Genomic DNA, 25,396 nt, shown 5'->3' with positions numbered 1-25,396 from the left:
CTAGGACTTTTGTCCCAGCCTCTTTTTATGTTGATTTAAATTTCATAGCCGATTAAGAGGCCACCTTCTTCAGCGTAGAAGCTGCAGAGGCCTGAGGTCGGAAGAGCTTCGATATCCGCATTGGCGAACTTTTCATGGACCAAGGCAGAGAGTTGTTCTACGAATTTTTCGTTGCGACGGTGAGCGATGGTGATATGTCCACCTTTATAGCCGGCTTTAAGCATTTCTTCAAAAGTAGTGGAAATGGCTTTCTTTTGGCCACGGGCTTTATGGAGGAGCTCAAGGGTTCCAGTATCGCTAGCTTGGCCAACCATACGGATGTTTAAGAGGCCGACAACTGTTCCGATAATTTTATTGAGTCGGCCATTTTTGACCAAATTATCGACTTTAGCAAGGACAAAGATTAGTTTGGTTTTTTCTTGGTATTTGGTGATGACTTCGACCACTTGATCAAAGTCAAGGTCTTGAGCGATGAGTTGATGAAGTTTACGAACGAGTAGATCCACTTCACCACCAGCTGATAAGCTATCAATCACGTGAATGTTGGTAGTCGGATGATCTTCTTGATAAAGCTTTTTAGCGACCTGAGCACTATTGTGGCTACCAGACAAAGTACCAGTGATGGTAACAACGAAAATATTATCAGCTCCCTCAAAGGCTCTCATATAGTCATCAGGACTAGGACAAGCTGATTTGGAAGCAGTAGTCGTTGCATACATATCTTCCATCATTTTATCTGTATCCAGATTAGCGTCGTCTGTATAGATGGTCTCACCAATCTGAATGGTAAGGGGCACTGAAACAAAGCTAGTATCTGGTGCAGCACTTTCGTAAGTACGATAATCACAGCCAGAATCTGCGATAATTTTCCATGTCATTTTTATTACCTCAAAATGTAAATAATTGTTCATTGACAAGTGGTTAGTCTTTTTTTACAATTATATCATGAAGTTGCATTCTCTGAAAGCAGATACATTCAGATGATACAGATAGAAAGTAAGTGTTATGGCAGAAAGAAAGATATCCGAAAAATCCTTAGAAAATTTGAAACGATCTAACCAAGAAAGCAATGCCATCACACGGGAGTCCTTGGAGATTTCCTTGCTTCAGTTGTTGGATAAAAAGGACTTGAAAAAGATTACCATTTCAGAATTGGTGGAGAGAGCAGGAGTTTCTCGCGCAGCCTTTTACCGAAATTATGAGTCGAAAGAAGAATTGCTGGAATCCATCTTCCAATCAACTGTTTCGAAAATTACCAAGTCTTTAGAGGGGTATAATTTTAAGACCGATTTGTACCAGATTTGGGTTTATCTCTTTAAAGAGGCCAAGAAAGAAGCCCGCATTATCAGCTTGGCCGTCGATTATAATTTTGAGAAATTACTTACCAAGGCTGTTTATGAGTTTCTGGAAAAGAGAAGTAAAAGTCAAAAATCCTCACAAGGACCGGCTAGTTATTTGAATTCCTTCCTCAGCTCAGCCATTGTCTCTGTCCTAGCCAAGTGGATTAAGGATGGCATGAAGGTGCCAGCGGAGAAGATGGCTTCTTTAGGACTTCCCTTGTTTCCTCAAAAGAAAAGAAAATAAGAAAAATGATCTACTAGATCGAATATTTACTTCGATTCCAGTAGATCATTTTTGATGTTATTGAGGAAACGGTCTAGTTCCTTTTGGTTTTTGAGAGTGATGAATTTATCGGGATAGCTAGAACGGATATTTCGATATCTTTCTTTGGCATTCTTAGTTCGACCGTCCCAGAGAATCCAACGGATGAATTCCCAGTCAAAGCGTTCTGGGCAGCCTGCTGCCATACTCTCACGGACTCTGCCTTTATAGCGACGGTATCGTTTCCATCCTCTATAGAGGCAGTTCCAACGGGAGAAATTCAGGAAGATAATCTGGTCGGCTTGCTCCATTCTCTCCTCATAGCAGCACCAAGAGTAATTGCCATCAATGACCCAGTCTCTATGAGTACTGAGAAATTGTTTCATTTCTTCCTCCATCCAATCCCGGTCACTGTCTATCCAACCCGGTTGAAATTGAAGGGTATCCATGTGGAGTTTGGGAATGGAGTAGTAGCGGGCTAAGGTTTCAGCCAAAGTTGACTTGCCAGAACCGGAATAGCCGATAATCGAAATTTTCATCGTATCTCCTCATATCGAAGCAACAAAAAAAGCTCCGGAGAGCTCATTTTGTATGCAATTCTTGATTAACCAAGTTTCGCTGCAAGACGTGCTTTATCACGGCTAGCTTTGTTTTTGTGGATCAAACCTTTAGTTTCTGCTTTATCGATAGCTGAGCTAGCAGCGCGGTAAAGTTCTTCAGATGGGTTTGCTTCAAAAGCTTTGATTGCAGTACGCATAGCTGATTTTTGAGCTGAGTTTTTTTCGTTGTGTTTAACGTTCAATTCAGCGCGTTTGATAGCTGATTTAATGTTTGCCAATTTTTTCACCTCCAATGATATTCTAACTCTCTTATTATATCTGAAAACTTTTCTTTTGACAAGCCCAAACTAATTTTTCTTCGAATCGCCATCTTTTGGGGGTCGTTTTGTTACAATCTCTTTATCTCTTAAGATAGATTTCATCAATCTCATGGTTGGCAGCTTTGTGCAGAATCAGTTCGGCTCGGTTTCGAGTGGGTTCGATATAGTCTTTTAGATTTAAGAGATTGATCGACTCCCATACCTGATGAGCGAAGGCTAGGACTTCAGCTTCTGGTTGCTGGGTAAAGCGGTGGTAGTAGTTGCTTGGGTCATCCTTTGCACGGTCCAACAACTTTTTAAAGCGATCAATATACCAAGACTCAATGTTGGCAACCTCAGCATCCACATAGATGGAAAAGTCAAAGAAGTCCGTCATATAGAGACGATCATTTTGAGGATTCTGAAAAACATTGATCCCTTCTACGATAATGAAGTCTGCAGCTTGGATGGTTTGCTTCTGGTCAGGGACGATATCATAAATCTCGTGAGAATAAACGGGAATCTGGTAACTCTGACCATTTTTAAGCTGATTCAAGAAATCTAAGAGAAGTTCCATATCATAACTTTCAGGGAAGCCCTTGCGATTGAGAATGTTTTGTTCAATCAGGGTCGCATTGGGATATAAGAAGCCATCTGTCGTCACTAGCTCCACTGTAGAACCGGAAAAGGTTCGAGAAAGAAGGATTTGAAGGAGGCGACTAGTCGTTGATTTGCCGACAGCCACAGACCCTGAAATTCCAATCATAAAAGGCTGTTTTTTGCTTTCCTGTTGGAGAAAGATGCCTTTAGAGAAAGCTAAGTCTTCTTTCGCTTTTTTGTAGATTTGAATTAAGTGTGTCAGGGGTAAATAAATGTCTGTTACATCTTGTAAACTAATGAGGTCATTAAAACTCTTGATTGAATTCAATTCCTCTTCAGATAGAGGAGGAGTTGATTTCCGGTGGAGATTTTGCCAAGTTTGTCGATTGATCTTTTCGAAGTGTAGAAATTCTTTATCCATTTCAAGCTTTTCCTCCATAGTGACCTTTAGTATATCAGTTTTAAGATCTTCTGTAAACGATTTAAAAATAGGTTAAATTATGCTATAATGCTAGTATGAGTAAAATGTACTATGATGAACATCCAGATGCTCAACATGATATCCATGAGTTACATGTGGTCCTTCTAGGAGAGCGGATGAAATTTTTGACGGATGCCGGTGTTTTTAGTAAGAAAATGATCGATTTTGGCAGCCAGGTCCTCTTGTCTTGTCTGTCTTTTCAGCAAGGAGAGATGGTTTTGGACGTCGGTTGCGGGTATGGTCCTCTTGGTCTCTCTTTGGTCAAGGCGCAAGGGGTTCATGCTACTATGGTAGACGTTAATACACGTGCCCTTGATCTAGCTCAGAAAAATGCGGCTTTAAATCAAGTCGAAGCTAAGATCTTCCAATCCAATGTCTATGATGAGGTTGAAGGGTGCTTTGACCATATTATCAGTAACCCTCCCATTCGGGCTGGGAAAAAGGTAGTTCATGAAGTACTTTCTGGAAGCTTTGACCATTTGAATCCTGGTGGAGACCTAACCATTGTCATTCAGAAAAAACAAGGTGCTCCCAGTGCGAAAGCAAAAATGGAAGAAATCTTTGGAAACTGTGAAATCCTCAAAAAAGACAAAGGTTATTATATTTTAAGGAGTGAGAAAGTTACATGAGAGCTGTAGATATCATTCAGAAAAAACGTGATGGCATTGAGTTGAGTAAAGAAGAAATTCACTGGCTGATTGAGGGCTATGTAGCGGGAACAGTACCAGACTATCAAATGGCTGCCTTTGCCATGGCAGTTTATTTCAAGGGAATGACGACTCGAGAAATATCAGATTTGACCATGAAGATGGTGGAAACAGGGGAGCAATTCGACCTCTCTGCTATTAAAGGCATCAAGGTGGACAAACACTCAACAGGTGGTGTAGGGGACAAAGTAACGATTGTACTGGCCCCTCTAGTAGCCAGCTTTGGAGTTCCAGTAGCCAAGATGAGTGGTCGTGGTCTTGGACATACAGGGGGGACCATTGATAAATTGGAATCGATTAAGGGATTCCAAGTTGAGCGGACCCAAGAAGAGTTCATCAAACAAGTACAAGACATTGGTCTTTCTGTTATCGGCCAATCTGATCAATTGGTCATGGCGGATAAGCTTCTCTATGCACTTCGAGATGTGACGGCAACAGTTGACACGATTCCATTGATTGCCAGTTCCGTTATGAGTAAGAAGATTGCGGCTGGAGCAGATGCTATCCTTCTCGATGTTACCGTTGGAGAAGGGGCCTTTATGAAGACCATCGAAGAGGCGCGTGAACTAGCTCGTACCATGGTGGATCTTGGAAATGCTGTCGGGCGCAAGACCATTGCTGTCTTGACGGATATGAGCCAACCTTTGGGAACCAGCATCGGAAACCGTCTCGAAATTCTTGAAGCCTTAGATATTCTTCAAGGCAAAGGCAGAGAAGATGTCACCCACTTTATTTGTGAATTGGCTCAAATTATGTTGGAACTCGGTGGGGTAACGGCTAGCTTGGAAGAAGTCAAACAACATCTGACAGCCGGCAAAGCTCTGAAGAAATTTGAAGAAATGGTCCTCGCTCAAGGTGGCGATTTAGAAGATCTCTACCGTCCAGTTCAGGTAAAAGAACAGGTGCCTGTCTATGCAGAAGAGGATGGCTATATTGCAGCCTTGCCTGCCATGGAACACGGACTCTTCGCTATGCGTCTGGGGGCTGGCAGAGCAGTAAAATCAGATGATTTAGACTATGAAACAGGAATTGTTTTTGCTAAGAAAGTCGGTGATCCTGTTCAAAAAGGGGAGCTTGTTGCAACTATTTATACAAATTTAGAAATTTGTCAAAAAAACATTGCAGAATTCCAAAAAAATGTTAAAATACTAGACGAGGTTGTAAGCGTTTCAGAGATTATTGAAATCGTTTCGTAATTCGTTTGGGGGAGATTTATTAATGAAATTAAACAAATATATTGACCACACATTATTAAAACCTGATGCACAACAAGAACAAATCGAGGCTTTGATCGAAGAAGCGAAAGAATATGATTTTGCGAGTGTTTGTGTCCAACCGACCTGGGTTAACTTCGCTGCAGAAGGACTTCGGGATTCAGATGTAAAAGTGTGTACGGTGATTGGTTTTCCTCTTGGCGCGAACACACCAGCTGTTAAAGCATTTGAAACTCAAAATGCCATCCAAAATGGAGCCGATGAGATCGATATGGTCATCAATATCGGTGCCTTGAAATCAAAAAATCTGACATTAGTAGAAGAAGATATTCAGGCCGTTGTAGAAGCAAGTGGCGATCGCTTGGTAAAAGTGATTATTGAAACTTGCTTATTAACTGAAACTGAAAAAGTAGTGGCTTGCCAGATTGCCAAATTGGCAGGAGCAGACTTTGTGAAAACTTCGACTGGCTTCTCTAGTGGTGGAGCAACTGTTGAGGATGTAGCTCTCATGCGCCAGGTTGTTGGACCGGATATGGGAGTGAAAGCATCTGGAGGTACTCGTAGCTATGAGGATGCTCAAGCTATGATCCAAGCGGGTGCTAACCGAATCGGCACTTCCTCTGGAGTAGCCATCATGAAGGGAGAAGTAGCCCATGGCGACTACTGAGTTGATTGACCTAGCTGTAAAAACAAGCGAGAATGCTTACGTGCCTTATTCTCACTTTCCAATTGGAGCTGTCTTAGTTACAGCAGAGGGAAAGATTTATACAGGCGTCAATGTTGAAAATGCGAGTTTCGGCTTGACCAATTGTGGTGAGCGAACAGCTATCTTCAAGGCTGTTTCAGAAGGCGAGCGTTCATTTAAGGAATTAATTATTTATGGCCAGACGGAAAAACCAGTTTCACCCTGTGGTGCTTGTCGCCAGGTGATGGCTGAATTTTTCGAGCCAGACCTACCGGTTACTCTGGTAGCCAAAGATAAATCGACGGTCGTGATGACGGTCAAGGAATTGCTTCCATATTCCTTTACAGATCTTACCTAGTAACTTCTGTAAAGGCGGTCTATTGACCCTTTTATTAATCCGCAACATAGTTGCATATCTTATTTAGGAGGTTCAGAAATGAACAAGAAACAATGGTTAGGCCTAGGTCTAGTAACTGTCGCTGCAATCGGACTTGCTGCATGTGGAAATCGTGCGTCTCGCAAAGATTCTTCAGATGCAAAAACTGATTTAAAAGCTGCTATCGTTACTGACACAGGTGGTGTTGATGACAAATCATTTAACCAATCTGCATGGGAAGGTCTACAAGCTTGGGGTAAAGAAAATGGTCTTTCTAAAGATAACGGATTTACTTACTTCCAATCTACAAGTGAAGCAGATTTTGCGAATAACTTCAGCCAAGCTGCTACAAACGGCTACAAATTAGTGTACGGTGTTGGTTACAAACTTGCTCCAGCTGTTACTGCTGCTGCAGATGAAAATGCTGATATCAACTATGTTATTATTGACTCTGTTGTTGGTGATAAGAAGAACGTAGCATCTGCTGTTTTTGCAGATAATGAAGCTGCTTATCTTGCAGGGGTTGCTGCAGCCAAAACTACGAAGACAAACAAAGTTGGTTTCATCGGTGGAGCACGTGGTGAAGTTATCACTCGTTTTGAAAAAGGATTTGAAGCAGGCGTGAAGTCTGTAAACAAAGACATTTCAGTTGATGTACAATATGCTGAAGACTTCAACAACCCTGAAAAAGGTAGAACAATTGCAGCAACACAATACGCTGCAGGAGCTGACGTTATTTACCAAGCTGCTGGTGGTACAGGAGCTGGTGTCTTCAAGGAAGCAAAAGACTTGAACGAGAAGAAAAACGAAGGCGAAAAAGTTTGGGTTATTGGTGTAGACCGTGACCAAGTTGATGAAGGTAAATACACTTCAAAAGATGGTAAAGAATCTAACTTCGTATTGGCTTCTACTTTGAAACAAGTTGGTAAAACTGTTCAAGAAATCGCAACTCAAACTGCTGACGGTAAATTCCCAGGTGGAAAAGTGATCACATTTGGTTTGAAAGATGGTGGTGTTGATTTGACAACTTCTAATCTTTCAGAAGATGCTAAAAAAGCAGTAGAAGATGCTAAAAAACAAATTATTGATGGTAGTGTAAAAGCACCTGAGAAATAAAACCTTCCGGAAGCGATCCATCCTTCTTGGGTCGCTTTTTTATGAGGTGTTGGGACATTTTGTCTCAATAGAACTTACTAACTTGTTTAGCAGGTCCTACTGAAATAAAATATAGTTTTCTAGAAAGGAATATTCGAATGGCACACGAAAACGTCATTGAGATGCGTGAAATTACCAAAATCTTTGGTGAATTTGTCGCAAACGACAAAATCAACCTCGAATTGCGTAAAGGTGAAATTCATGCACTTCTTGGTGAAAATGGAGCTGGGAAATCAACCCTGATGAATATGTTGGCTGGTCTTTTGGAGCCAACGAGCGGAGAAATTGTGGTCAATGGGAAATCTGAAAAACTAGATTCTCCTTCAAAGGCTGCTTCTCTAGGGATCGGGATGGTTCACCAGCACTTCATGTTGGTAGAGGCTTTCACTGTTGCAGAAAATATCATTCTTGGTAGCGAAGTAACGAACAAGGGTGTATTAGATTTGAAAAAAGCTAATGCAGATATTCTAGAGTTATCTGAACGCTACGGCTTGGCTGTGGATCCTACAGCAAAAGTTGAAGATATTTCTGTTGGGGCTCAACAACGTGTAGAAATCTTGAAGACACTCTATCGCGGAGCTGATATTCTGATTTTCGACGAGCCTACAGCAGTGCTAACTCCTGCTGAAATTTTGGAGTTAATGGATATTATGAAAACCCTCGTTAAAGAAGGCAAATCCATTATCCTCATCACTAACAAACTGGACGAAATTCGTGCCGTTGCGGATCGTGTCACAGTCATTCGTCGTGGGAAATCCATTCAAACGGTTAGCATCGAAGGTGCTACCAATAAAGATTTGGCGGAAATGATGGTTGGGCGCTCAGTTTCTTTCGTAACAGAAAAAGAAGAAGCGCAGCCTAAAGAAGTGGTTCTGCAAATTTCTGACTTAGTCGTGAATGAAAACCGCGGTGTCCCTGCGGTCAAAGAACTATCTCTTGATGTTCGTGCAGGTGAAATTGTCGGAATTGCAGGGATTGACGGAAATGGTCAGAGTGAATTGATCCAGGCTATTACCGGACTTCGCAAAGTCAAATCAGGCAGTATCAAAATTAAGGGACAAGAAGTTGTTGGTCTTTCCCCACGTAAGATTACTGAAATGAATGTCAGCCACGTGCCTGAAGATCGTCATCGCGATGGTCTTGTGCTCGAAATGATGCTTTCTGAAAACATCGCACTTCAAACTTATTACAAAGAACCACTTAGCAAGAACGGTGTGTTGAATTACAATCAAATTAATTCCTATGCTCGCAAGTTGATGGAAGAATTTGATGTTCGTGCAGCCAACGAGATTGTTCCAGCAAGTGCTCTATCAGGAGGAAATCAACAAAAAGCCATCATTGCTCGTGAAGTTGATCGGAATCCAGATTTGTTAATCGTTAGCCAACCGACACGTGGATTGGACGTTGGTGCGATTGAGTACATCCATAAACGTTTGATAGGTGAACGTGATAAAGGAAAAGCCGTCCTCGTTGTCAGCTTCGAATTAGATGAAATTCTAAATCTATCAGACCGGATTGCTGTTATTCATGATGGAAAAATCCAAGGTATTGTGAAGCCGTCTGAGACCAACAAACAAGAGCTTGGTATTCTTATGGCTGGTGGAGAAATCAAGGAGGTCGGTCTGAATGTCTAAGAAAAGTTTATTCATATTTATAGCATCTATTTTATCAGCAATAGCTCCTTTTTTAGAATGGGGAGGAGTTACACTAGGAAAAAGTGGACACTTTGGTTTTGTAGGAATTAGTAGTGGTTATGGTAAAATCATTCTAACTTTTTCAATTATTACCATTCTTTTAGCTTTTCTAAGTTATTATTTAACGAATAAAAAAAGATTAATAGATTTAGCTATTCTTATTTTATCAACTGTCAGCATTGTTATATCCTTGATTACGATGTTTACGTTAAATGATGTTCTAGAACTTGTAAATCAATTAAAACCACTAGGTGTTTCGGCTAGTGTAGGAATAGGTCTAATCCTTTCACTTGCATCTTCTCTAATAGTTTTTGGTATATGTCTGTCTAGTATTTTAAGTAAGGAAGAAACTGATGGTGAAAATATACCTAAAAGGTTTTCTTTTCCTAAAATTCCAGATAAATATCTTCCAAAAGTTCCAAAGAAATATGTTCCAATCGTTATACCTCTTGTTTCAACCTTTTTAGGTATTTTACTCGGTGCGATCATCATGTGGATCTTTGGATTTGACGCCCTTTGGGGTTATGAAGAACTTTTCAGGACAGCTTTTGGTTCCATTAAAAATGTGGGTGAAATTTTCCGTACTATGGGACCTCTGATTTTGATCGCTCTCGGATTTGCAGTAGCTAGCCGAGCTGGATTCTTCAATGTCGGCTTACCAGGACAGGCCTTGGCTGGTTGGATTGCGGCAGTATGGTTCGCTTTGTCCTTCCCAAATATTCCGCGAATCCTGATGATTCCTTTGACCGTCCTTGTGGCTGCAATTGCCGGTGGTGTCATCGGTTTGATTCCGGGACTTCTGCGAGCATTTTTGGGTACGAGTGAAGTCATCGTCACCATTATGATGAACTACATCGTATTGTTTGCTGGAAATGAAATTATCCGAAATTTTCCTAAAAAGTTTATGGCAAATACGGAATCTACCATTACAGTTTCCAAAAATGCAAGTTATAAATTAAGTTTTCTGACTGAATTGACTAAGTCGCGGATGAATATCGGGATCTTTATCGCTTTGATTGCCGTTGCAGTAGTTTGGTTCATTATCAAGAAAACAACACTTGGCTTTGAAATTCGTTCTGTTGGTCTCAACCCCAATGCTTCAGACTATGCAGGGATGTCAGCTAAACGGACCATCATCCTTTCCATGGTGATTTCAGGTGCCCTCTGTGGAATCGGTGGAGCAGTAGAAGGGATTGGTACCTTCCAGAACGTTTATGTTCAAGCTGGATCTTTGGCTATTGGATTTAATGGGATGGCGGTTGCTCTACTTGCTAGCAATTCTCCTATTGGGATTGTCTTTGCGGCCTTCTTGCTCGGAACCTTGCAAACCGGTGCACCAGGTATGACCACAGCGACTATTCCACCTGAATTTGTCAATATTGTGACAGCTTCGATCATCTTCTTTGTAAGTGCTCACTACATTATCGAAAAATTTATCAGAATTAAAGAACAAATGAAAGGAGTAGAGTAAGAATGAATACGGTTGCTATACTAACGATTCTTGTATCGAATATGCTGGTCTATGCTGCTCCCCTCATTTTCACTAGTATCGGAGGAGCCTACTCCGAACATGCTGGTGTCGTTAATGTTGGTTTGGAAGGTATCATGGTTATGGGAGCTTTCACAGGGGTTGTGTTTAACTTGACTTTTGCTAGCTCTCTTGGTGGCATGACAATCTGGTTGTCTCTCCTTGCAGGTGGTTTGGTTGGTCTTATTTTCTCTGCCATCCATGCGGTAGCGACTATTAACTTCCGTGCTGACCACGTGGTGAGTGGTACAGTATTGAACTTGTTGGCTCCTGCCTTAGCCGTCTTCTTGGTAAAAGCCATCTATGGAAAAGGTCAAACCAACAATATCGATTTGTCATTTGGTAAATTTGATTTTCCTCTCTTGTCTGATATTCCTGTCATTGGTGATATCTTCTTCAAGAATACAAGTTTAATGGGATATGTCGCGATTGGATTTTCATTTGTAGCATGGTTTATCATGTTTAAAACGAAATTCGGTCTTCGCCTTCGCTCAGTCGGTGAACACCCACAAGCTGCGGATACTCTCGGTATCAATGTTTACCTCATGCGTTACTATGGTGTGCTCATCTCTGGATTTTTAGGAGGAGTTGGTGGTGCCTTGTATGCACAATCTGCTTCTGTCAATTTCTCTGCCACTACCATTGTGGGACCTGGATTTATCGCCCTAGCGGCTATGATCTTTGGTAAATGGAGCCCAATCGGTGCCATGCTATCAAGTCTATTCTTTGGACTTTCACAAGCCTTGGCGGTTGTATCTACGCAGATTCCTTTCCTTGCTCATATTCCTGGAGTATACCTCCGTATTGCTCCGTATGTCTTGACCATCATCGTACTAGCAGCCTTCTTTGGTAAGTCGGTTGCACCAAAAGCAGATGGTGTGAACTACATCAAATCCAAATAAAAGCCTCCATTATGGAGAAAGAAAGCACGAGTCATTTCGGACTCGTGCTTTTTGTATGTTTATGGATTAGTTTGCATTTCTGCAAGTAGGTTTTCTGCTGTCGTAGTAGGTAAGATCCGCAGGCGATTTAGTGAGTAAAGGCCGTCATCTAGACTGGCTAGTCCATTGTTGGTTGTTAAGCCCATTTTGTAGCCATTGTTTTTTGCTAGTTCCATGGTGACGTCAGAGTAGCGACCGGCAGGGTAGACAATGGTAGTAGTGGTTTGATGGAGTTTCTTGTCTAGTACATGTTTGGAATTTGCTAGTTCAGATTCCTGACGAGAGCTATCTGATCGGGCCAAATCTGGATGAGATACTGTATGACTCTCAAACGTCATACCTTGCGCTTTCATTTCTTTGATCTGATCGAAGGTTAAAACACTGGGTCTTTCCTCGTCAGAAAAGGAAGTAATGATATTGTTGGTTGCGGTCATTTGGTATTTTTTTAGGAGAGGATAGACTATGGTATAAAAGTCAGCAATTCCATCATCAAAGGTCAACCAAACGACTTTGCCACCTTCCGGCAGTTCGTTTTTGGTGAGTGCCCGATAAGCTTCTTCAGGAGTTAAGGTGTAGTAACCGGCCTCTTTAAGAGCTTTGAGATGACTCTCAAAGGTTTCAGGTGCCACGATGAGATTGGCATTGGCTTCTTCTGAAGGGGCCATCGTGTGAACAGCGTGGTACATGAGGATCGGGATTTTTACAGGTTGATCTTGTTTTACCCATTTAGTAGTAGCTCTTTGCTGTTTCATCGTCTGACTTGTATTTATTTCTTGCTTGTCAGCAACGGGAGTTGTTGCAACACGATTCAATAGGAAAAAGCCTAAAATGAAGATGCAGAATAGCAGAAAAGCATTTAAAATAAGTAATAATCGTATTTTCTTTGGGACGCGTCTTTTTCGGTGATTCATAGAGACCCCTTTCTTATTTCTTATCATTATATCACAGGGATAGGAAATCATTTAAAGACAAAGTTACAATTGGGGAAAAATTTCAGGGAATCTCGCCGGCTTTTGTAGGAATGAGTTGCTAGTTGCTTTTAAGAGGAGGTCTAAATCCCAAAAGGTAAAGTTCTTGTAGAGGATGAAGGCCAAAGAACTAGTCAGAAGGGCCTAGTTTTTGATATAATGGAATATATTAGATTTTTAAGGAGACCAACATGTCTGTTAAAATTGCCTTATTAGGATTTGGTACTGTTGCCAGTGGCGTACCATTTTTATTAAAAGAAAACCATGAAAAAATCAGCCAGGCTGCTCAGGATGACATTGAGATCGCTAAGGTCCTTGTTCGTGATGATGCGGAAAAGCAAAGCTTGCAAGCGGCTGGCCATGACTACAACTTTGTGACCAATGTCGATGAGATCATTGAAGACAAAGAGATTGCCATCGTAGTTGAATTGATGGGCCGGATTGAGCCAGCGAAAACCTTTATCACCCGTGCTCTGGAAGCAGGTAAGCATGTGGTCTCTGCGAACAAAGACCTTCTAGCTGTTCATGGAAGTGAATTGCTAGAGGTTGCTCAAAAACACCAAGTAGCTCTTTATTATGAAGCGGCCGTAGCTGGTGGGATCCCAATCCTTCGAACCTTGGTGAATTCCTTGGCTTCTGACAAGGTGACCAAAGTACTCGGTGTGGTCAATGGAACATCCAACTTCATGATGACCAAAATGGTGGAAGAAGGCTGGACTTATGAAGATGCGTTAGCAGAAGCGCAACGCCTTGGTTACGCTGAAAGTGACCCAACCAATGACGTCGAAGGGATCGATGCAGCCTACAAGATGGTGATCTTGAGTCAATTTGCCTTTGGGATGAACATCCAATTTGACCAAGTAGGTCACAAAGGGATCAGCCAGATCACTCCACAAGATGTCTCTGTCGCTCAAAGCCTTGGTTATGTGATCAAACTGGTTGGCTCGATCGTTGAAACGGAATCAGGGATTGCAGCAGAGGTGACACCAACCTTCCTTCCAAAACAACACCCACTTGCTGGTGTGAACGACGTCATGAATGCGGTCTATGTGGAATCAATCGGGATTGGTGAGTCTATGTACTACGGACCAGGGGCAGGCCAAAAACCAACTGCGACTAGTGTCGTTGCCGACATCGTTCGTATTGTCCGTCGTCTAAAAGAAGGAACGATCGGTAAAGCCTTCAATGAATACAGCCGCCCTCTTCAATTGGCTAAGCCTGAAGATGTGAAGAACAATTATTACTTCTCAATCAAGGCACCAGATGCGACTGGTCAAATCTTGCGTCTCGCGGAGATCTTTAATGCAGAAGGAGCTTCCTTCAAGCAAATCCTCCAAGAAGACTCAGATGGTCAATTTGCAAGTGTGGTCATCATTACCCACCAAGTCAACCAAACCCAATTCAAGAACTTGGTTGAAAAACTGGATTCAGAGCCGAATTTCGAACTCTTGAATACCTTTAAGGTCTTGGGAGAATAAGCATGAAGATTATTGTTCCAGCAACCAGTGCCAATGTAGGGCCCGGATTTGATTCTGTTGGTATCGCTGTTTCTAAGTATTTGACCATTGATGTGCTAGAAGCGCAAGAAAACTGGTGGATTGAACACGACTTGGGAGAGGAGATTCCAAGCGATGAAGAGAATCTCTTGCTTCAAACGGCTCTCCAAGTCACAGCCGATTTGCCTCCTCATCGTCTCAAGATGACCAGTGAAGTGCCTTTGGCGCGTGGACTTGGTTCTTCTAGCTCTGTTATCGTTGCGGGGATTGAGTTGGCCAATCAACTGGGCAAGCTAGCTTTAAGTGATGAAGATAAACTAGAAATTGCGACAAAAATTGAAGGGCATCCTGATAACGTAGCCCCAGCTATTTTTGGAAATCTGGTCGTAGCGAGCTATGTGGATCAGCAGACCAATCATTTGGTCCTTCCATTCCCTGAGTGTGCTTTGGTAGCCTTTGTCCCCAATTACGAACTCAAGACTAGCGATAGTCGAAATGTCCTTCCAAGTGAGTGGACGTATAAGGAAGCTGTGGCAGCTAGTTCTATTGCAAACGTGGCTATTGCTGCCCTTGCTAAGGGAGACTTGAGAGTTGCAGGAAAAGCTATCGAAGCGGATCGCTTCCATGAACGCTACCGCCAACAGCTGGTTGCAGAGTTCCCTCAAGTCAAAGAAGTTGCGCATCAACACGATGCTTATGCCACTTACCTTTCTGGTGCAGGTCCAACTATTATGACCTTGCTTCCAGTTGAACATACAGAAGCCTTTGCCAAAGACTTGGAGTCTAAGGGCTTAAATGGTCAGGTCTTCTCACTAAAGATTGACACAACTGGTGTGAAGGTAGAGGACAGTGAATCTTGATTCAATAAAAAATGATTAGATAGGCTAAATTAGTCTATCTAATTTTATTTATCTATGATAAAATAGTTCTATAAATCATTTGTCTATCAAATTATTTTAGGATAATAAACAATTATTCGAAAGATAGATAGAATTGTAAAGGAGATTGTAATTCTAATGAAAGACTTTGAACGTCATCAACTTGCTACGGAACTTGGATTCCAATATGATCCGGAAACCTCATCTATTTATGGGGAAAACTCTGGCTATTTCTTCTTAATGAAAGAAACCGACACAAAAAATGTTTTTACCATTGCTCTTTCTGTCTCACGTGATGATGCAGAAGAAGCAGCGGCTCAATTGCATCAAATGGTCAAAGAATCTTCTGTTCTGAAGAGCATTAGCCTCAACCAATATGTCACAACTTTCACTGTAAAAGCTGGGATGACCAAAGCAAAAACGGTTGAAAACATTCACCAAGCCGTAACAGAAATCCTGGAATTTTTACAAACCAATGGCTTCTACACTGTTTGTGGATACTCTGGTGAAAAAGGACCGGTTGGTCTCTACCAGATTGGAGATTCCCTTTTCTTGATGAATGAAGAAAACTATCAAATTGTGAGTTCCCAACTAAAAATTGAAACAGATTCATATAATAGTCAGAAAGAAAATGTCCTTCTTGGAACAGTCGGTGCCTTTATTGGTGCCATTATTGGAGGGGCTGTTACTCTTTTTATTGCCCGTCTCGGCTACGTAGCTTTTTATGCTGGTTTTATCCTTGGGATCTGTGTTGTCAAAGGCTATGAGATCTTAGGGAAGAAATTTAGCAAACTTGGTGCAGTTATTTCTAGTATCCTCTTGTTGGTGACTATTGTTCTCGTTCACCAATTTGACTATGCCTTAGAAGCAGTTAAACAGCTTGGACTCGACTTTAGTGATGGATTTGATTTGATCAATTCCCTTGTACTAAATGGTGAAGCACCTGAAAAATACTTCTTTAACTTCTTTATGTTGGCAGTCTTCACTATTATTGGGGGTGGTGTTGCCATTAGCTCAGCCTTGTCTACTCAAAAAACACGTGGGATTGCACGTAAGATTGGCTAATTCAATTAACCCTTGTTTAAAAAAATTAAAACAGAATCGGTCCTTTGGCTGTTTCTGTTTTTTTACTTCTGGGTCGAAAAGTGGGCTGGTTTTTGTTATAATGGATAAGATAACGTATAAAAGAGAGTTGTGAGATGGAAATCGTAAAGCAAATCAAAGAGGAATTGGCTGGTATTGAGATTTTGTTCAATGAGCCACTCAAACAATACACCTATACCAAGGTTGGAGGGGCGGCAGATTATTTAGCCTTTCCTCGTAATCAATATGAATTAAAACGAATTGTTACCTTTGCAAATGCCCAGGAAATCCCTTGGATGGTCTTGGGGAATTCTTCCAATATTATCGTCCGTGACAGTGGGATTGAAGGCTTTGTGATCATGTTTGATCATTTTCATGATATCCGGGTCAATGGGTATGTGATTGAAGCAGAGGCAGGTGCTAAGCTGATCGATGTGACTCATGTAGCCCGCTACCATAGCTTAACAGGTTTTGAATTTGCTTGTGGGATTCCAGGTAGCATCGGTGGAGCTGTCTATATGAATGCTGGCGCCTATGGTGGTGAGATTGCTCACATTCTCCAATCGTGTAAGGTCTTGACTCCAGAAGGAGAAATTAAAACCTTAACAGCAGAAGAATTAGCCTTTGGCTATCGTCATTCCAATATCCAAGAGACAGGAGATGTGGTGATTGCTGCTAAGTTTGCCCTAGCGCCAGGCAACTATGATCAGATCAATCAAGAAATGGCTCGCTTGACTCATTTGCGTGAGCTTAAGCAACCACTTGAGTATCCATCTTGTGGTTCGGTCTTTAAACGGCCAGTGGGTCACTTTGCTGGACAATTGATTAGTGAAGCTGGATTAAAGGGACACCGGATTGGTGGTGTAGAGGTTTCTGAAAAGCATGCTGGCTTTATGATTAATGTCGATCATGGTACTGCCAAAGATTATGAAGACTTAATCACTCATGTCATCGCGACAGTTGAAAAATCAGCTGGTGTGACCTTGGAGCGCGAAGTCCGTATTATTGGGAAAGATTAAGGGTTCAAGATGGAATAAGGGTTACTCTAGGGTAGACCCTTCCTACTTTAGAAGGGGGGTGAGTGCCTATCGATACCGAAAATAGGTGGGGCAGTCTTATAAGTCCCCGAGAGGTGTTGGTGGCCTGACGGGTTCGCTCGTCAGCCTATGAGACTAGTGGTTGGTCTCAGAAGGAAACGCATGAAAAAGAAGGAATTTATGTGAATTGAAAAAACCAATTATTGAGTTTAGAAATGTCTCAAAAGTATTTGAAGACAGCGATACAGTGGTTCTCAAAGATATCAACTTTGAGTTGGAAGAAGGGAAATTCTATACCCTCCTCGGTGCTTCAGGATCTGGTAAATCAACGATTCTGAATATCATTGCCGGTTTGTTAGACGCTTCAACAGGGGATGTCCTCTTGGATGGTGTTCGGATCAATGATGTGCCGACTAACAAACGGGATGTCCATACCGTCTTCCAATCCTATGCCCTTTTCCCACACATGAATGTGTTTGAGAATGTTGCCTTCCCCCTTCGTTTGAAGAAGATAGACAAGGCTGAAATCGAGAAACGAGTGACTGAAGTCCTCAAGATGGTGCAATTGGGAGGCTTTGAGAAACGTTCCATCCAGAAACTTTCTGGTGGACAACGCCAGCGGGTAGCCATTGCACGGGCTATTATCAATGAACCGCGAGTAGTCCTCTTGGATGAGCCCTTGTCTGCCCTTGACTTGAAGTTGCGGACAGACATGCAGTATGAGCTTCGTGAATTGCAACAACGCTTGGGTATTACCTTTGTTTTTGTAACCCATGACCAGGAAGAAGCGCTAGCGATGAGTGACTGGATCTTCGTTATGAACGAAGGAGAAATCGTCCAGTCAGGGACACCAGTTGATATCTACGATGAGCCCATCAACCATTTTGTTGCGACCTTTATCGGTGAATCCAACATCCTTCCAGGAATTATGATCGAAGACTACCTAGTAGAATTCAACGGCAAACGCTTTGAGTCGGTCGATGGTGGGATGAGGCCAAACGAACCGGTCGAAGTCGTGATTCGTCCCGAAGACTTGCAGATTACACTGCCTGAAGAAGGTAAGCTCCAGGTGAAGGTGGATACGCAACTTTTCCGTGGCGTTCACTATGAAATCATTGCTTATGATGAATTGGGCAATGAGTGGATGATTCACTCGACGCGTAAGGCTATCGTGGGTGAAGAAATCGGTCTGGACTTTGAGCCTGAAGACATCCACGTCATGCGTCTCAATGAAACGGAAGAAGAGTTTGATGCTCGGATCGAAGAATACGTAGAAGTGGAAGAGCAAGAAGCTGGATTGATCAATGCCATCGAGGAGGAAAGAGATGAAGAAAACAACCTCTAACCTCTTTGTGGTTCCCTACTTTCTCTGGATCCTCCTCTTTGTCTTGGCTCCTGTAGCCTTGATCATCTGGCAATCCTTTGTCAATGTCCAGGGACAGGGTTCCTTAGAGAACTATCAAACCTTTTTTACAGCGCAGAATTGGACTTATTTGAAGATGAGTTTTAACTCCATTCTCTACGCTGGGATCGTTACCTTTGTAACGCTCTTGATTTCTTACCCGACAGCTTATTTTTTGACCCAACTCAAGCATCGTCAACTCTGGCTCATGCTGATCGTCCTTCCGACCTGGGTCAACCTCCTGCTCAAGGCTTATGCCTTTATCGGGATCTTTGGTCAAGGGGGTTCTATTAACCAATTCTTGAGCTTTATCGGGATTGGTCCTCAACAGATCCTCTTTACGGACTTTTCTTTCATCTTTGTCGCTAGTTACATTGAGTTGCCCTTTATGATCCTTCCTATCTTCAATGTCTTGGATGATTTGGATCCAAATCTCATCAATGCTAGCTATGACCTAGGAGCTAATAAGTGGGATACCTTCCGTCGGGTTGTCTTCCCACTGTCTATGAATGGGGTTCGCTCTGGTGTCCAATCGGTCTTTATTCCAAGTTTGAGTCTCTTCATGTTGACGCGTTTGATCGGAGGGAACCGAGTGATTACGCTGGGGACTGCCATCGAGCAACATTTCCTCACAACGCAAAACTGGGGAATGGGTTCGACCATTGGAGTGGTCTTGATCCTTGCTATGCTCTTAGTCATGTGGGTAACGAGAGAAAGGAGTGAACGATGAAAAAGATTTCACGTATCTATTTAGGATTGATTTTCCTGCTCCTTTATCTACCAATCTTCTACTTGATTTCCTATGCCTTTAATGCTGGCGGAGATATGAATGCTTTTACAGGCTTTACCTTGGAGCATTTCCAAAGTCTCTTTGAGGACACGCGTCTCATGTTGATCCTCTCACAGACCTTCCTTTTGGCCTTCTTGTCAGCCTTGATTGCGACCATTATTGGGACCTTTGGGGCGATCTATATCTACCAATCTAAGAAGAAATTTGAAGGACCGTTTTTGTCCATCAATAACATCCTCATGGTGGCACCTGACGTTATGATCGGAGCTAGCTTCCTGATCCTCTTTACGACGATCAAGTTCCAGCTTGGCTTTGCCTCGGTCTTGATGAGTCACGTGGCCTTCTCGATTCCAATCGTAGTCTTGATGGTCTTGCCACGCTTGAAAGAAATGAACCGTGATATGGTCAATGCAGCCTATGATCTAGGAGCTAATCAGGTGCAGATGTTGAAGGAAATCATGCTTCCTTATTTGACACCTGCCATTATCGCCGGTTATTTCATGGCCTTTACCTATTCCTTGGATGACTTTGCGGTGACCTTCTTTGTCACAGGAAATGGTTTTACGACCTTGTCTGTTGAGATTTACTCACGTGCTCGCCAAGGGATTTCATTGAATATCAATGCCCTTTCTGCCTTGGTCTTCCTCTTCAGTATCTTACTGGTGGTCGGCTATTACTTTATCACTAGAGAGAAGGAGGAGACAGTATGAAAAAACTCTATTCATTCTTGCTAGGGATTGTCGTTGTGATTCTCGTATTAGCGGGGCTAAGTGCCCGTCTTGAAGCCAAGACCAATCCAAAAGACAGTGACAAGCTGGTCATCTACAACTGGGGAGATTATATCGATCCTGAATTGCTTGAGGAATTTACCAAAGAAACAGGTGTTCAAGTCCAATACAATACCTTTGATTCCAATGAAGCTATGTACACCAAAATCAAGCAAGGGGGAACGGCATACGATATTGCTATCCCAAGTGAATACATGATCGCTAAGATGATGGATGAAAACCTGCTTGAAAAGTTGGATAAGTCCAAACTGAAAGGCTTAGACAATATCGACCCACGTTTCTTGGACTTGGATTTTGATCCGGACAATCAGTATTCAGTTCCTTACTTCTGGGGGACTCTTGGCATCATCTACAATAGCAAGATGGTTGATAAGGCCCCTGAGCACTGGGCGGATCTATGGAGACCAGAGTACAAGAATGACATCATGATGTACGATGGGGCGCGTGAGGTCATGGGGATTGGACTCAATAGCTTAGGCTATAGTCTCAACTCCAAGGATCCTCAGCAATTACAAGAGTCTGTTGATAAGCTTTATACCTTGATGCCCAATATCAAGGCCCTTGTAGCCGATGAAATGAAAGGCTACATGATCCAGAACAATGCGGCTATTGGGGTGACCTTCTCCGGTGAAGCCAGTCAAATGCTAGAGGCCAATGAGGACCTCCGCTATGTCGTCCCATCAGAAGCCAGTAACCTTTGGTTTGACAACATTGTCATTCCAAAGACCGTGAAGAATAAAGAAGCAGCTTATGCCTTTATCAACTTCATGCTTCGCCCAGAAAATGCATATAAGAATGCTCTCTATGTCGGTTATTCCACACCGAACAAAGAAGCTAAGAAGATGCTACCAGAAGAGGTCCAAGAAGACCAGTCCTTCTACCCAAGTGATGACACGCTAAAGAACTTAGAAGTCTACGAACAACTTGGCAAGAAGTGGTTGGGCGTCTATAACGATCTCTACCTACAAGTGAAGATGTATCGCAAGTAGGATAAAATTCTATAAAAGTTAAAGCAAGTTTCTACCGGTAAAAAAACGGATTGAAACTTGCTTTTTTATGTGAAAAGAGGGTATGAAAACTATAAAATATTTATCATAGGTCTTTTTCAATTATTTCAACTTTCAGAAAGATTATATTTTGATAATGGCTTTTTATTTGATTTGACTATAAAGTCTGGAGAGACTACAATAAAGTTGTAAACGTTGTCATTTTGTCAGAAGGCTTTCCTTCTTTCAATTTTCTACAATTTTAAAGGAGTTTCATTATGAGGAAAAAGAAGCTTACTTTTATTTTTTCTGCTTTATTGCTATCGCCTATAGTAATAGCCAATCAGGTTCAAGCCGATGAGCAAGCTGAAAAGCCGATCGAAGCAGTTGCTGAGCTAGTTCGTTCTCCAGAAACTATTTCTAAAGAGAATTCACAAACCAATGCCCAGTCTGAAACTGCAAGCCTTAATTCAGTAGTGGAGGCAGATGCTGAGGAAGAGCGCCCAGTGGAGGTGGACGCTAGCAAGCTAACTGAAACTGACGATACTTTAGGAGGGTTACCGAAACCTTTATCGGTATCAGAAACGTCAGGAAAACTCTCTAGTTTGATTGAAAATCCAAATGTGGCAAATCAAAATTTGACCATAGGAGAAACAGCAGACGAGTTGCTGAAATGGGCGGAGGCCAAACCGGATCAAACAGGTGCAACGATTGATGATCGACTTGAGTTTGCAAAGAGCTTGGGGATGATTCCGGACGGGGTAGGCAAGGATGAGCCCGTCCAGAATCTAAATCATATGATTTCAATTGCTAAGAAATTAAGAGAGGCCTATCGTGCAGAGAAAAAAGAACCTCTCATCCTTAATGGCAAGACCCAGCCTATTTTTCCTTTTACTCCGGGTGATGTAGAAACTGGCTATTCCAATGAAAAGAGTGATATTGTCCGCTTTGTGGTCTATGTCGAATCAGACTATGATACAGATGGAGATGGCAAAAGAGATCTTATTAAAACATTTGTTCAACTACCGAAAGCTGTTGCCAATGGGGATTTCAAAGCCTCTACTATCTATGAGGCAAGTCCTTACGTAGCAGGAACAACTAATAAGGAAACCCTTGGCGAAATTGGTCTAAAAGAAGAGGGCGAGTTTGACAACAAGAACCTCTATCGTTATGTAGATCCTCGTCGTCAAACTGGTTCTACCACGACTTTAGAACATGCTAAAAAGGCAGATTCCAAAGACTGGTACTATAAAAATCCAAATGAGAGTGATGCGACCTTCACTCGCTACGATTATGAAAATATTAACTGGTACAACTATTTCTTGGTGCGAGGCTATGCCGTGGTTACTACATCTGGATTGGGAAGCTATCAGTCGGAGGGAATTAATACAACAGGAAGCGACCTGGAAGTAGCTGGTTATAAGAGTGTCATTGAATGGCTAAATGGCAAACGTGTTGCTTATACAGATAAGACATCGAATATTGCTATTAAAGCAGACTGGTCAAATGGAAAAGTCGGTATGACAGGCCTGTCATGGGCAGGAACCACTACTTTTGGAGTGGCTGCGACAGGAGTCGAAGGTTTAAAGACTATCGTCCCTGCAGCTGGAATCGCAAGCTGGTATGATTATTACAACAGTCAAGGAACGACCTTTAACGTCGGTCCTTATAGAGATTTGTCTCATTTGTCTGTCTATGTATCCAATCGGATTCTAGATCCGGCTGATTGGAACAAGATTAAAGAGGACTATGCCCGCTACATTACTCAGTTGAATCGCGACCAACATAAACATGGCTATAATTATAGCGACATCTGGAAAAATCGCGATTATACCCTTCATCCAGAAAAATTCAAGGCCAGTGCCCTAGTCATGCATGGGCTAAATGATGATAATGTCAGAACCAAACACTTTGACCTGATGTATCAGACTTTGAAGAAGGCTGGACAACCTGTGAAGCTTTACCTCTATCAAGGAGATCATATTTATCCTGTCAATAAACGCTTCGGAATTAAGGAGGGCCAACAAAGTGTTAGTGACCTTCTCAATCTTTGGTTTAGTCACTACCTATATGATGCAGAAAATCAGGTAGAGTCTTTACCAGAAGTAACCGTGTCTAATAACTACGATCCATCTAAGTGGGAACACTATTCTAGCTGGGAGTCTAGCAATCAATTGACCCTGAAGACCCTTTCTAGACGAGAGGAAGAAACCATTGATAATGATTACTATGGGGCAGGGATGGATTGGACCAATCGGGATTCTCATACCACCAAGCAATCGTCTACTGCCAATGCTTTGTTTGCAGCTGAGGCTACCGAAGATGTGACTATTAAAGGGCATATTCCCGTCCATTTCCAAGCTGCCTTAGCCAAGCTAACCAATCAAGAGATCAAAGACTACCAAGTTAATGTGCAACTGGTCGATCTCTCCGATGAGGAATTTGATGTCGCTTCCAATAAGATTACCTATGATGAAGCTGGCTACAAGTACCAAGAAATGCCTCTCAACACGCTTTCTGAATCAGGCTACTGGATGGGAAGCAATCTAAAAAATATTGCCAACAAACAATTTGGAACCATTAAAACCAAGTATAAGGTCATCTCTTCTGGTTGGATCAACCTAGCCAATCCTGATGCAGGCTATGCCTCCGCTAGCTCAAGTAGTAGCATCGATCCCAAGCTCGGAGAGTTTCGGAACTACACCGTCTATCTACAACCAAATCTTTACACGGTTAAGAAGGGGCATAAACTGGGCTTAGTCTTTACCACCTTTGATAGTAACTATGTCTGGACGGATGATCCGTATTCCTATCGTTTGAAAACACGGTCCATCGTAGCAGAAATACCAACTGTTCAAAAAAGTAGTCTTCGCTATGCTTGGTATGTTCCAAATGAAAAGGATGAGGCTTATCAGGTCCTTCCACTTGTTGAAGAACCCCTACCAGAGTATCCATTGGATCCCCTTGTACCATCCGTGAATCAGAAGGAGCAGATGCCAAACAAGGATTATACACCATACAATTCAGGTTCATTAGCAGTTGAGTCTAGCAAGAAGGATATGCTGGCACCACTAGCTGTCAACTACCAACAAGAAACACCAGAGACGGTGGATGAAGATCTCCCTCAAGTGAGCAGTACTCGTAAGGAAGGACTTTATTTGCCGCAAACTGGAATGACCACCAACTTTGAAGTCACTTCAAGTGTGTTGGGAATCGTTCTTTTAGTCGGAATGGGAATCGTCCAACTAAAAGAAAGAGAAAATTAGTCACATAGATTGAATCACCAGCTTTCCTATTTTTTAGGGGAGCTGATTTTTCAGTCGTTTGCGTACTTCTAAGCATTGCCCTGAACTAGAAAAAAAGCCTTAAATATAGTATAATGAAGTGATATGCTTAGAAGGGAATGTAGAAGTATTGAGAACTTCAGAATTGCTAATTATTATTCCTGCTTATAATGAAAGTGGTAATATAGAAAAAACAATCAAGATGATTGAGGAACATACGCCAGAATTTGACTATGTCATTATCAATGATTGTTCCACAGACAATACTCTGGAAATTTGTAAAAGGAATCAATTTAATGTCATTGATTTACCCATCAATTTAGGAATTGGTGGCGCTGTACAAACAGGATATCAATATGCAGTTAGACACAGCTACCAATACGCTGTCCAAGTAGATGGAGACGGCCAACACAATCCTGAATTTATTAAAAAAATGTTAGAAGTTCTTCAAGAACAAAAAGTCAACATGGTGATTGGTTCTCGTTTCATTGAGAACCAAGGTTTCCAATCCTCATTCGCGCGGCGGATTGGAATTTCATTTTTTGAAAAATTAATCAAGGTTTTGACGGGTCAAAAGGTAACAGATCCAACTTCTGGTTTACGAGTTGCTGACCGAAAAGTGATTGAGGAATTCGCCAAGCAATATCCGAGTGATTATCCAGAACCAGAGACGATTGTGTCCCTGTTAACCTCAGGATATTCAGTTGCAGAAGTGCCTGTATTAATGAATGAACGAGAGCACGGGGAATCATCTATCACATTAAGCAAATCTGTTTACTATATGATTAAAGTAACTATGGCAATGTTATTGGCTAGAATTGGTGGAGGATATAAGAAATAAA

25 protein-coding genes are annotated in these 25,396 nt (G+C 42.0%); 19 read left to right on the top strand and 6 right to left on the bottom strand.

Annotated elements, in window-relative coordinates; genetic code table 11:
• Nucleotides 1-35 precede the first annotated feature (35 nt).
• Nucleotides 36-878, bottom strand: a complete 843-nt coding sequence (locus EL081_RS06505) for a DegV family protein (protein WP_126404464.1) — start codon at nt 876-878, stop codon at nt 36-38.
• Nucleotides 879-1,005: 127 nt separating this feature from the next.
• Here EL081_RS06505 and EL081_RS06500 point away from each other — a divergent pair, with 127 nt between their 5' ends.
• A complete protein-coding gene (locus tag EL081_RS06500) occupies nt 1,006-1,584 on the top strand; it encodes a TetR/AcrR family transcriptional regulator (protein WP_006596003.1) in 579 nt (192 codons plus the stop codon).
• A 26-nt stretch (nt 1,585-1,610) separates the two neighbouring features.
• Here EL081_RS06500 and EL081_RS06495 read toward each other — a convergent pair whose 3' ends face one another.
• The 3 genes from EL081_RS06495 to coaA form a co-directional block, all read right to left on the bottom strand.
• Entirely contained in the window at nt 1,611-2,141 is a 531-nt protein-coding gene (locus tag EL081_RS06495; protein WP_126404463.1) for a DNA topology modulation protein, read from the bottom strand.
• A gap of 65 nt (nt 2,142-2,206) precedes the next feature.
• On the bottom strand, nt 2,207-2,455 hold the full coding sequence (rpsT, locus tag EL081_RS06490; protein WP_023027010.1) for a 30S ribosomal protein S20: 249 nt from the start codon (nt 2,453-2,455) through the stop codon (nt 2,207-2,209).
• A gap of 106 nt (nt 2,456-2,561) precedes the next feature.
• Nucleotides 2,562-3,482 (bottom strand): type I pantothenate kinase, encoded by a 921-nt coding sequence (gene coaA / locus EL081_RS06485; RefSeq protein WP_126404462.1) that lies wholly within the window; start codon nt 3,480-3,482, stop codon nt 2,562-2,564.
• A 95-nt stretch (nt 3,483-3,577) separates the two neighbouring features.
• Here coaA and EL081_RS06480 point away from each other — a divergent pair, with 95 nt between their 5' ends.
• The 6 genes from EL081_RS06480 to EL081_RS06455 all read left to right on the top strand — a co-directional run bounded on the left by EL081_RS06480 (nt 3,578) and on the right by EL081_RS06455 (nt 9,313).
• Nucleotides 3,578-4,171, top strand: coding sequence for a class I SAM-dependent methyltransferase (locus EL081_RS06480; RefSeq protein WP_126404461.1), 594 nt, complete (start codon nt 3,578-3,580; stop codon nt 4,169-4,171).
• Nucleotides 4,168-5,445: a pyrimidine-nucleoside phosphorylase gene (locus tag EL081_RS06475; protein ID WP_126404460.1), complete on the top strand. Its 1,278-nt coding sequence runs from the start codon at nt 4,168-4,170 to the stop codon at nt 5,443-5,445. The genes EL081_RS06480 and EL081_RS06475 overlap by 4 nt, the downstream gene beginning before the upstream one ends.
• 22 nt (nt 5,446-5,467) lie before the next feature.
• The gene (gene deoC, locus EL081_RS06470) at nt 5,468-6,130 is read left to right on the top strand and encodes a deoxyribose-phosphate aldolase (RefSeq protein ID WP_126404459.1); all 663 of its coding nucleotides are present in this window, start codon (nt 5,468-5,470) and stop codon (nt 6,128-6,130) included.
• A complete protein-coding gene (locus EL081_RS06465) occupies nt 6,117-6,506 on the top strand; it encodes a cytidine deaminase (protein WP_006596010.1) in 390 nt (129 codons plus the stop codon). The genes deoC and EL081_RS06465 overlap by 14 nt, the downstream gene beginning before the upstream one ends.
• Nucleotides 6,507-6,584: 78 nt before the next feature.
• Complete coding sequence (locus EL081_RS06460) at nt 6,585-7,640, top strand: BMP family lipoprotein (protein ID WP_120701814.1); 1,056 nt, start codon at nt 6,585-6,587, stop codon at nt 7,638-7,640.
• A 137-nt stretch (nt 7,641-7,777) separates the two neighbouring features.
• Nucleotides 7,778-9,313 carry an ABC transporter ATP-binding protein gene (locus EL081_RS06455; RefSeq protein ID WP_126404458.1) on the top strand — a complete coding sequence of 512 codons (1,536 nt, stop codon included), beginning with the start codon at nt 7,778-7,780 and terminating at the stop codon, nt 9,311-9,313.
• Between the two features lie 294 nt (nt 9,314-9,607).
• Here EL081_RS06455 and EL081_RS10060 read toward each other — a convergent pair whose 3' ends face one another.
• Complete coding sequence (locus EL081_RS10060; RefSeq protein WP_164555420.1) at nt 9,608-9,865, bottom strand: hypothetical protein; 258 nt, start codon at nt 9,863-9,865, stop codon at nt 9,608-9,610.
• Between EL081_RS10060 and EL081_RS06450 the strand changes: the two genes are divergently transcribed.
• On the top strand, nt 9,765-10,844 hold the full coding sequence (locus tag EL081_RS06450; RefSeq protein WP_414485340.1) for an ABC transporter permease: 1,080 nt from the start codon (nt 9,765-9,767) through the stop codon (nt 10,842-10,844). The two genes, EL081_RS10060 and EL081_RS06450, sit on opposite strands and share 101 nt — an antisense overlap.
• A 2-nt stretch (nt 10,845-10,846) precedes the next feature.
• A complete protein-coding gene (locus EL081_RS06445) occupies nt 10,847-11,803 on the top strand; it encodes an ABC transporter permease (RefSeq protein ID WP_126404457.1) in 957 nt (318 codons plus the stop codon).
• Between the two features lie 59 nt (nt 11,804-11,862).
• Here the strand turns inward: EL081_RS06445 and EL081_RS06440 are convergent, their stop codons facing one another.
• On the bottom strand, nt 11,863-12,780 hold the full coding sequence (locus EL081_RS06440; protein WP_126404456.1) for a polysaccharide deacetylase family protein: 918 nt from the start codon (nt 12,778-12,780) through the stop codon (nt 11,863-11,865).
• Between the two features lie 221 nt (nt 12,781-13,001).
• Here EL081_RS06440 and EL081_RS06435 point away from each other — a divergent pair, with 221 nt between their 5' ends.
• The 10 genes from EL081_RS06435 to EL081_RS06390 all read left to right on the top strand — a co-directional run bounded on the left by EL081_RS06435 (nt 13,002) and on the right by EL081_RS06390 (nt 25,395).
• A complete protein-coding gene (locus EL081_RS06435; RefSeq protein WP_126404455.1) occupies nt 13,002-14,288 on the top strand; it encodes a homoserine dehydrogenase in 1,287 nt (428 codons plus the stop codon).
• Between the two features lie 2 nt (nt 14,289-14,290).
• A complete protein-coding gene (gene thrB / locus EL081_RS06430) occupies nt 14,291-15,166 on the top strand; it encodes a homoserine kinase (protein WP_126404454.1) in 876 nt (291 codons plus the stop codon).
• A gap of 156 nt (nt 15,167-15,322) precedes the next feature.
• Nucleotides 15,323-16,249, top strand: coding sequence for a hypothetical protein (locus tag EL081_RS06425; protein WP_126404453.1), 927 nt, complete (start codon nt 15,323-15,325; stop codon nt 16,247-16,249).
• Between the two features lie 134 nt (nt 16,250-16,383).
• Nucleotides 16,384-17,286, top strand: coding sequence for a UDP-N-acetylmuramate dehydrogenase (murB, locus tag EL081_RS06420; protein ID WP_126404452.1), 903 nt, complete (start codon nt 16,384-16,386; stop codon nt 17,284-17,286).
• Nucleotides 17,287-17,491: 205 nt separating this feature from the next.
• Nucleotides 17,492-18,649 carry an ABC transporter ATP-binding protein gene (locus EL081_RS06415; RefSeq protein WP_126404451.1) on the top strand — a complete coding sequence of 386 codons (1,158 nt, stop codon included), beginning with the start codon at nt 17,492-17,494 and terminating at the stop codon, nt 18,647-18,649.
• On the top strand, nt 18,630-19,436 hold the full coding sequence (locus EL081_RS06410) for an ABC transporter permease (RefSeq protein ID WP_023023685.1): 807 nt from the start codon (nt 18,630-18,632) through the stop codon (nt 19,434-19,436). Before EL081_RS06415 ends, EL081_RS06410 begins: the two co-directional genes overlap by 20 nt.
• A complete protein-coding gene (locus EL081_RS06405) occupies nt 19,433-20,206 on the top strand; it encodes an ABC transporter permease (protein ID WP_126404450.1) in 774 nt (257 codons plus the stop codon). The genes EL081_RS06410 and EL081_RS06405 overlap by 4 nt, the downstream gene beginning before the upstream one ends.
• Complete coding sequence (locus EL081_RS06400) at nt 20,203-21,273, top strand: ABC transporter substrate-binding protein (RefSeq protein WP_126404449.1); 1,071 nt, start codon at nt 20,203-20,205, stop codon at nt 21,271-21,273. The genes EL081_RS06405 and EL081_RS06400 overlap by 4 nt, the downstream gene beginning before the upstream one ends.
• A gap of 275 nt (nt 21,274-21,548) precedes the next feature.
• Complete coding sequence (locus EL081_RS06395) at nt 21,549-24,536, top strand: CocE/NonD family hydrolase (RefSeq protein ID WP_126404448.1); 2,988 nt, start codon at nt 21,549-21,551, stop codon at nt 24,534-24,536.
• 148 nt (nt 24,537-24,684) lie between these two features.
• Complete coding sequence (locus EL081_RS06390; RefSeq protein ID WP_006597366.1) at nt 24,685-25,395, top strand: glycosyltransferase family 2 protein; 711 nt, start codon at nt 24,685-24,687, stop codon at nt 25,393-25,395.
• Nucleotide 25,396 lies beyond the last annotated feature (1 nt).

It is taken from the genome of Streptococcus viridans (assembly GCF_900636365.1).
GTDB lineage: Bacteria > Bacillota > Bacilli > Lactobacillales > Streptococcaceae > Streptococcus > Streptococcus viridans_A.
This window is presented reverse-complemented; position numbering and strand designations above follow the sequence as displayed.

Coding starts and splice junctions, on each gene's coding strand:
- EL081_RS06505 (WP_126404464.1), bottom strand. CDS start 878: ATGACATGGAAAATTATCGCAGATTCTGGCTGTGATTATCGTACTTAC.
- EL081_RS06500 (WP_006596003.1), top strand. CDS start 1,006: ATGGCAGAAAGAAAGATATCCGAAAAATCCTTAGAAAATTTGAAACGA.
- EL081_RS06495 (WP_126404463.1), bottom strand. CDS start 2,141: ATGAAAATTTCGATTATCGGCTATTCCGGTTCTGGCAAGTCAACTTTG.
- coaA (WP_126404462.1), bottom strand. CDS start 3,482: ATGGATAAAGAATTTCTACACTTCGAAAAGATCAATCGACAAACTTGG.
- EL081_RS06480 (WP_126404461.1), top strand. CDS start 3,578: ATGAGTAAAATGTACTATGATGAACATCCAGATGCTCAACATGATATC.
- EL081_RS06475 (WP_126404460.1), top strand. CDS start 4,168: ATGAGAGCTGTAGATATCATTCAGAAAAAACGTGATGGCATTGAGTTG.
- deoC (WP_126404459.1), top strand. CDS start 5,468: ATGAAATTAAACAAATATATTGACCACACATTATTAAAACCTGATGCA.
- EL081_RS06465 (WP_006596010.1), top strand. CDS start 6,117: ATGGCGACTACTGAGTTGATTGACCTAGCTGTAAAAACAAGCGAGAAT.
- EL081_RS06460 (WP_120701814.1), top strand. CDS start 6,585: ATGAACAAGAAACAATGGTTAGGCCTAGGTCTAGTAACTGTCGCTGCA.
- EL081_RS06455 (WP_126404458.1), top strand. CDS start 7,778: ATGGCACACGAAAACGTCATTGAGATGCGTGAAATTACCAAAATCTTT.
- EL081_RS10060 (WP_164555420.1), bottom strand. CDS start 9,865: ATGATGATCGCACCGAGTAAAATACCTAAAAAGGTTGAAACAAGAGGT.
- EL081_RS06445 (WP_126404457.1), top strand. CDS start 10,847: ATGAATACGGTTGCTATACTAACGATTCTTGTATCGAATATGCTGGTC.
- EL081_RS06440 (WP_126404456.1), bottom strand. CDS start 12,780: ATGATAAGAAATAAGAAAGGGGTCTCTATGAATCACCGAAAAAGACGC.
- EL081_RS06435 (WP_126404455.1), top strand. CDS start 13,002: ATGTCTGTTAAAATTGCCTTATTAGGATTTGGTACTGTTGCCAGTGGC.
- thrB (WP_126404454.1), top strand. CDS start 14,291: ATGAAGATTATTGTTCCAGCAACCAGTGCCAATGTAGGGCCCGGATTT.
- EL081_RS06425 (WP_126404453.1), top strand. CDS start 15,323: ATGAAAGACTTTGAACGTCATCAACTTGCTACGGAACTTGGATTCCAA.
- murB (WP_126404452.1), top strand. CDS start 16,384: ATGGAAATCGTAAAGCAAATCAAAGAGGAATTGGCTGGTATTGAGATT.
- EL081_RS06410 (WP_023023685.1), top strand. CDS start 18,630: ATGAAGAAAACAACCTCTAACCTCTTTGTGGTTCCCTACTTTCTCTGG.
- EL081_RS06405 (WP_126404450.1), top strand. CDS start 19,433: ATGAAAAAGATTTCACGTATCTATTTAGGATTGATTTTCCTGCTCCTT.
- EL081_RS06400 (WP_126404449.1), top strand. CDS start 20,203: ATGAAAAAACTCTATTCATTCTTGCTAGGGATTGTCGTTGTGATTCTC.
- EL081_RS06395 (WP_126404448.1), top strand. CDS start 21,549: ATGAGGAAAAAGAAGCTTACTTTTATTTTTTCTGCTTTATTGCTATCG.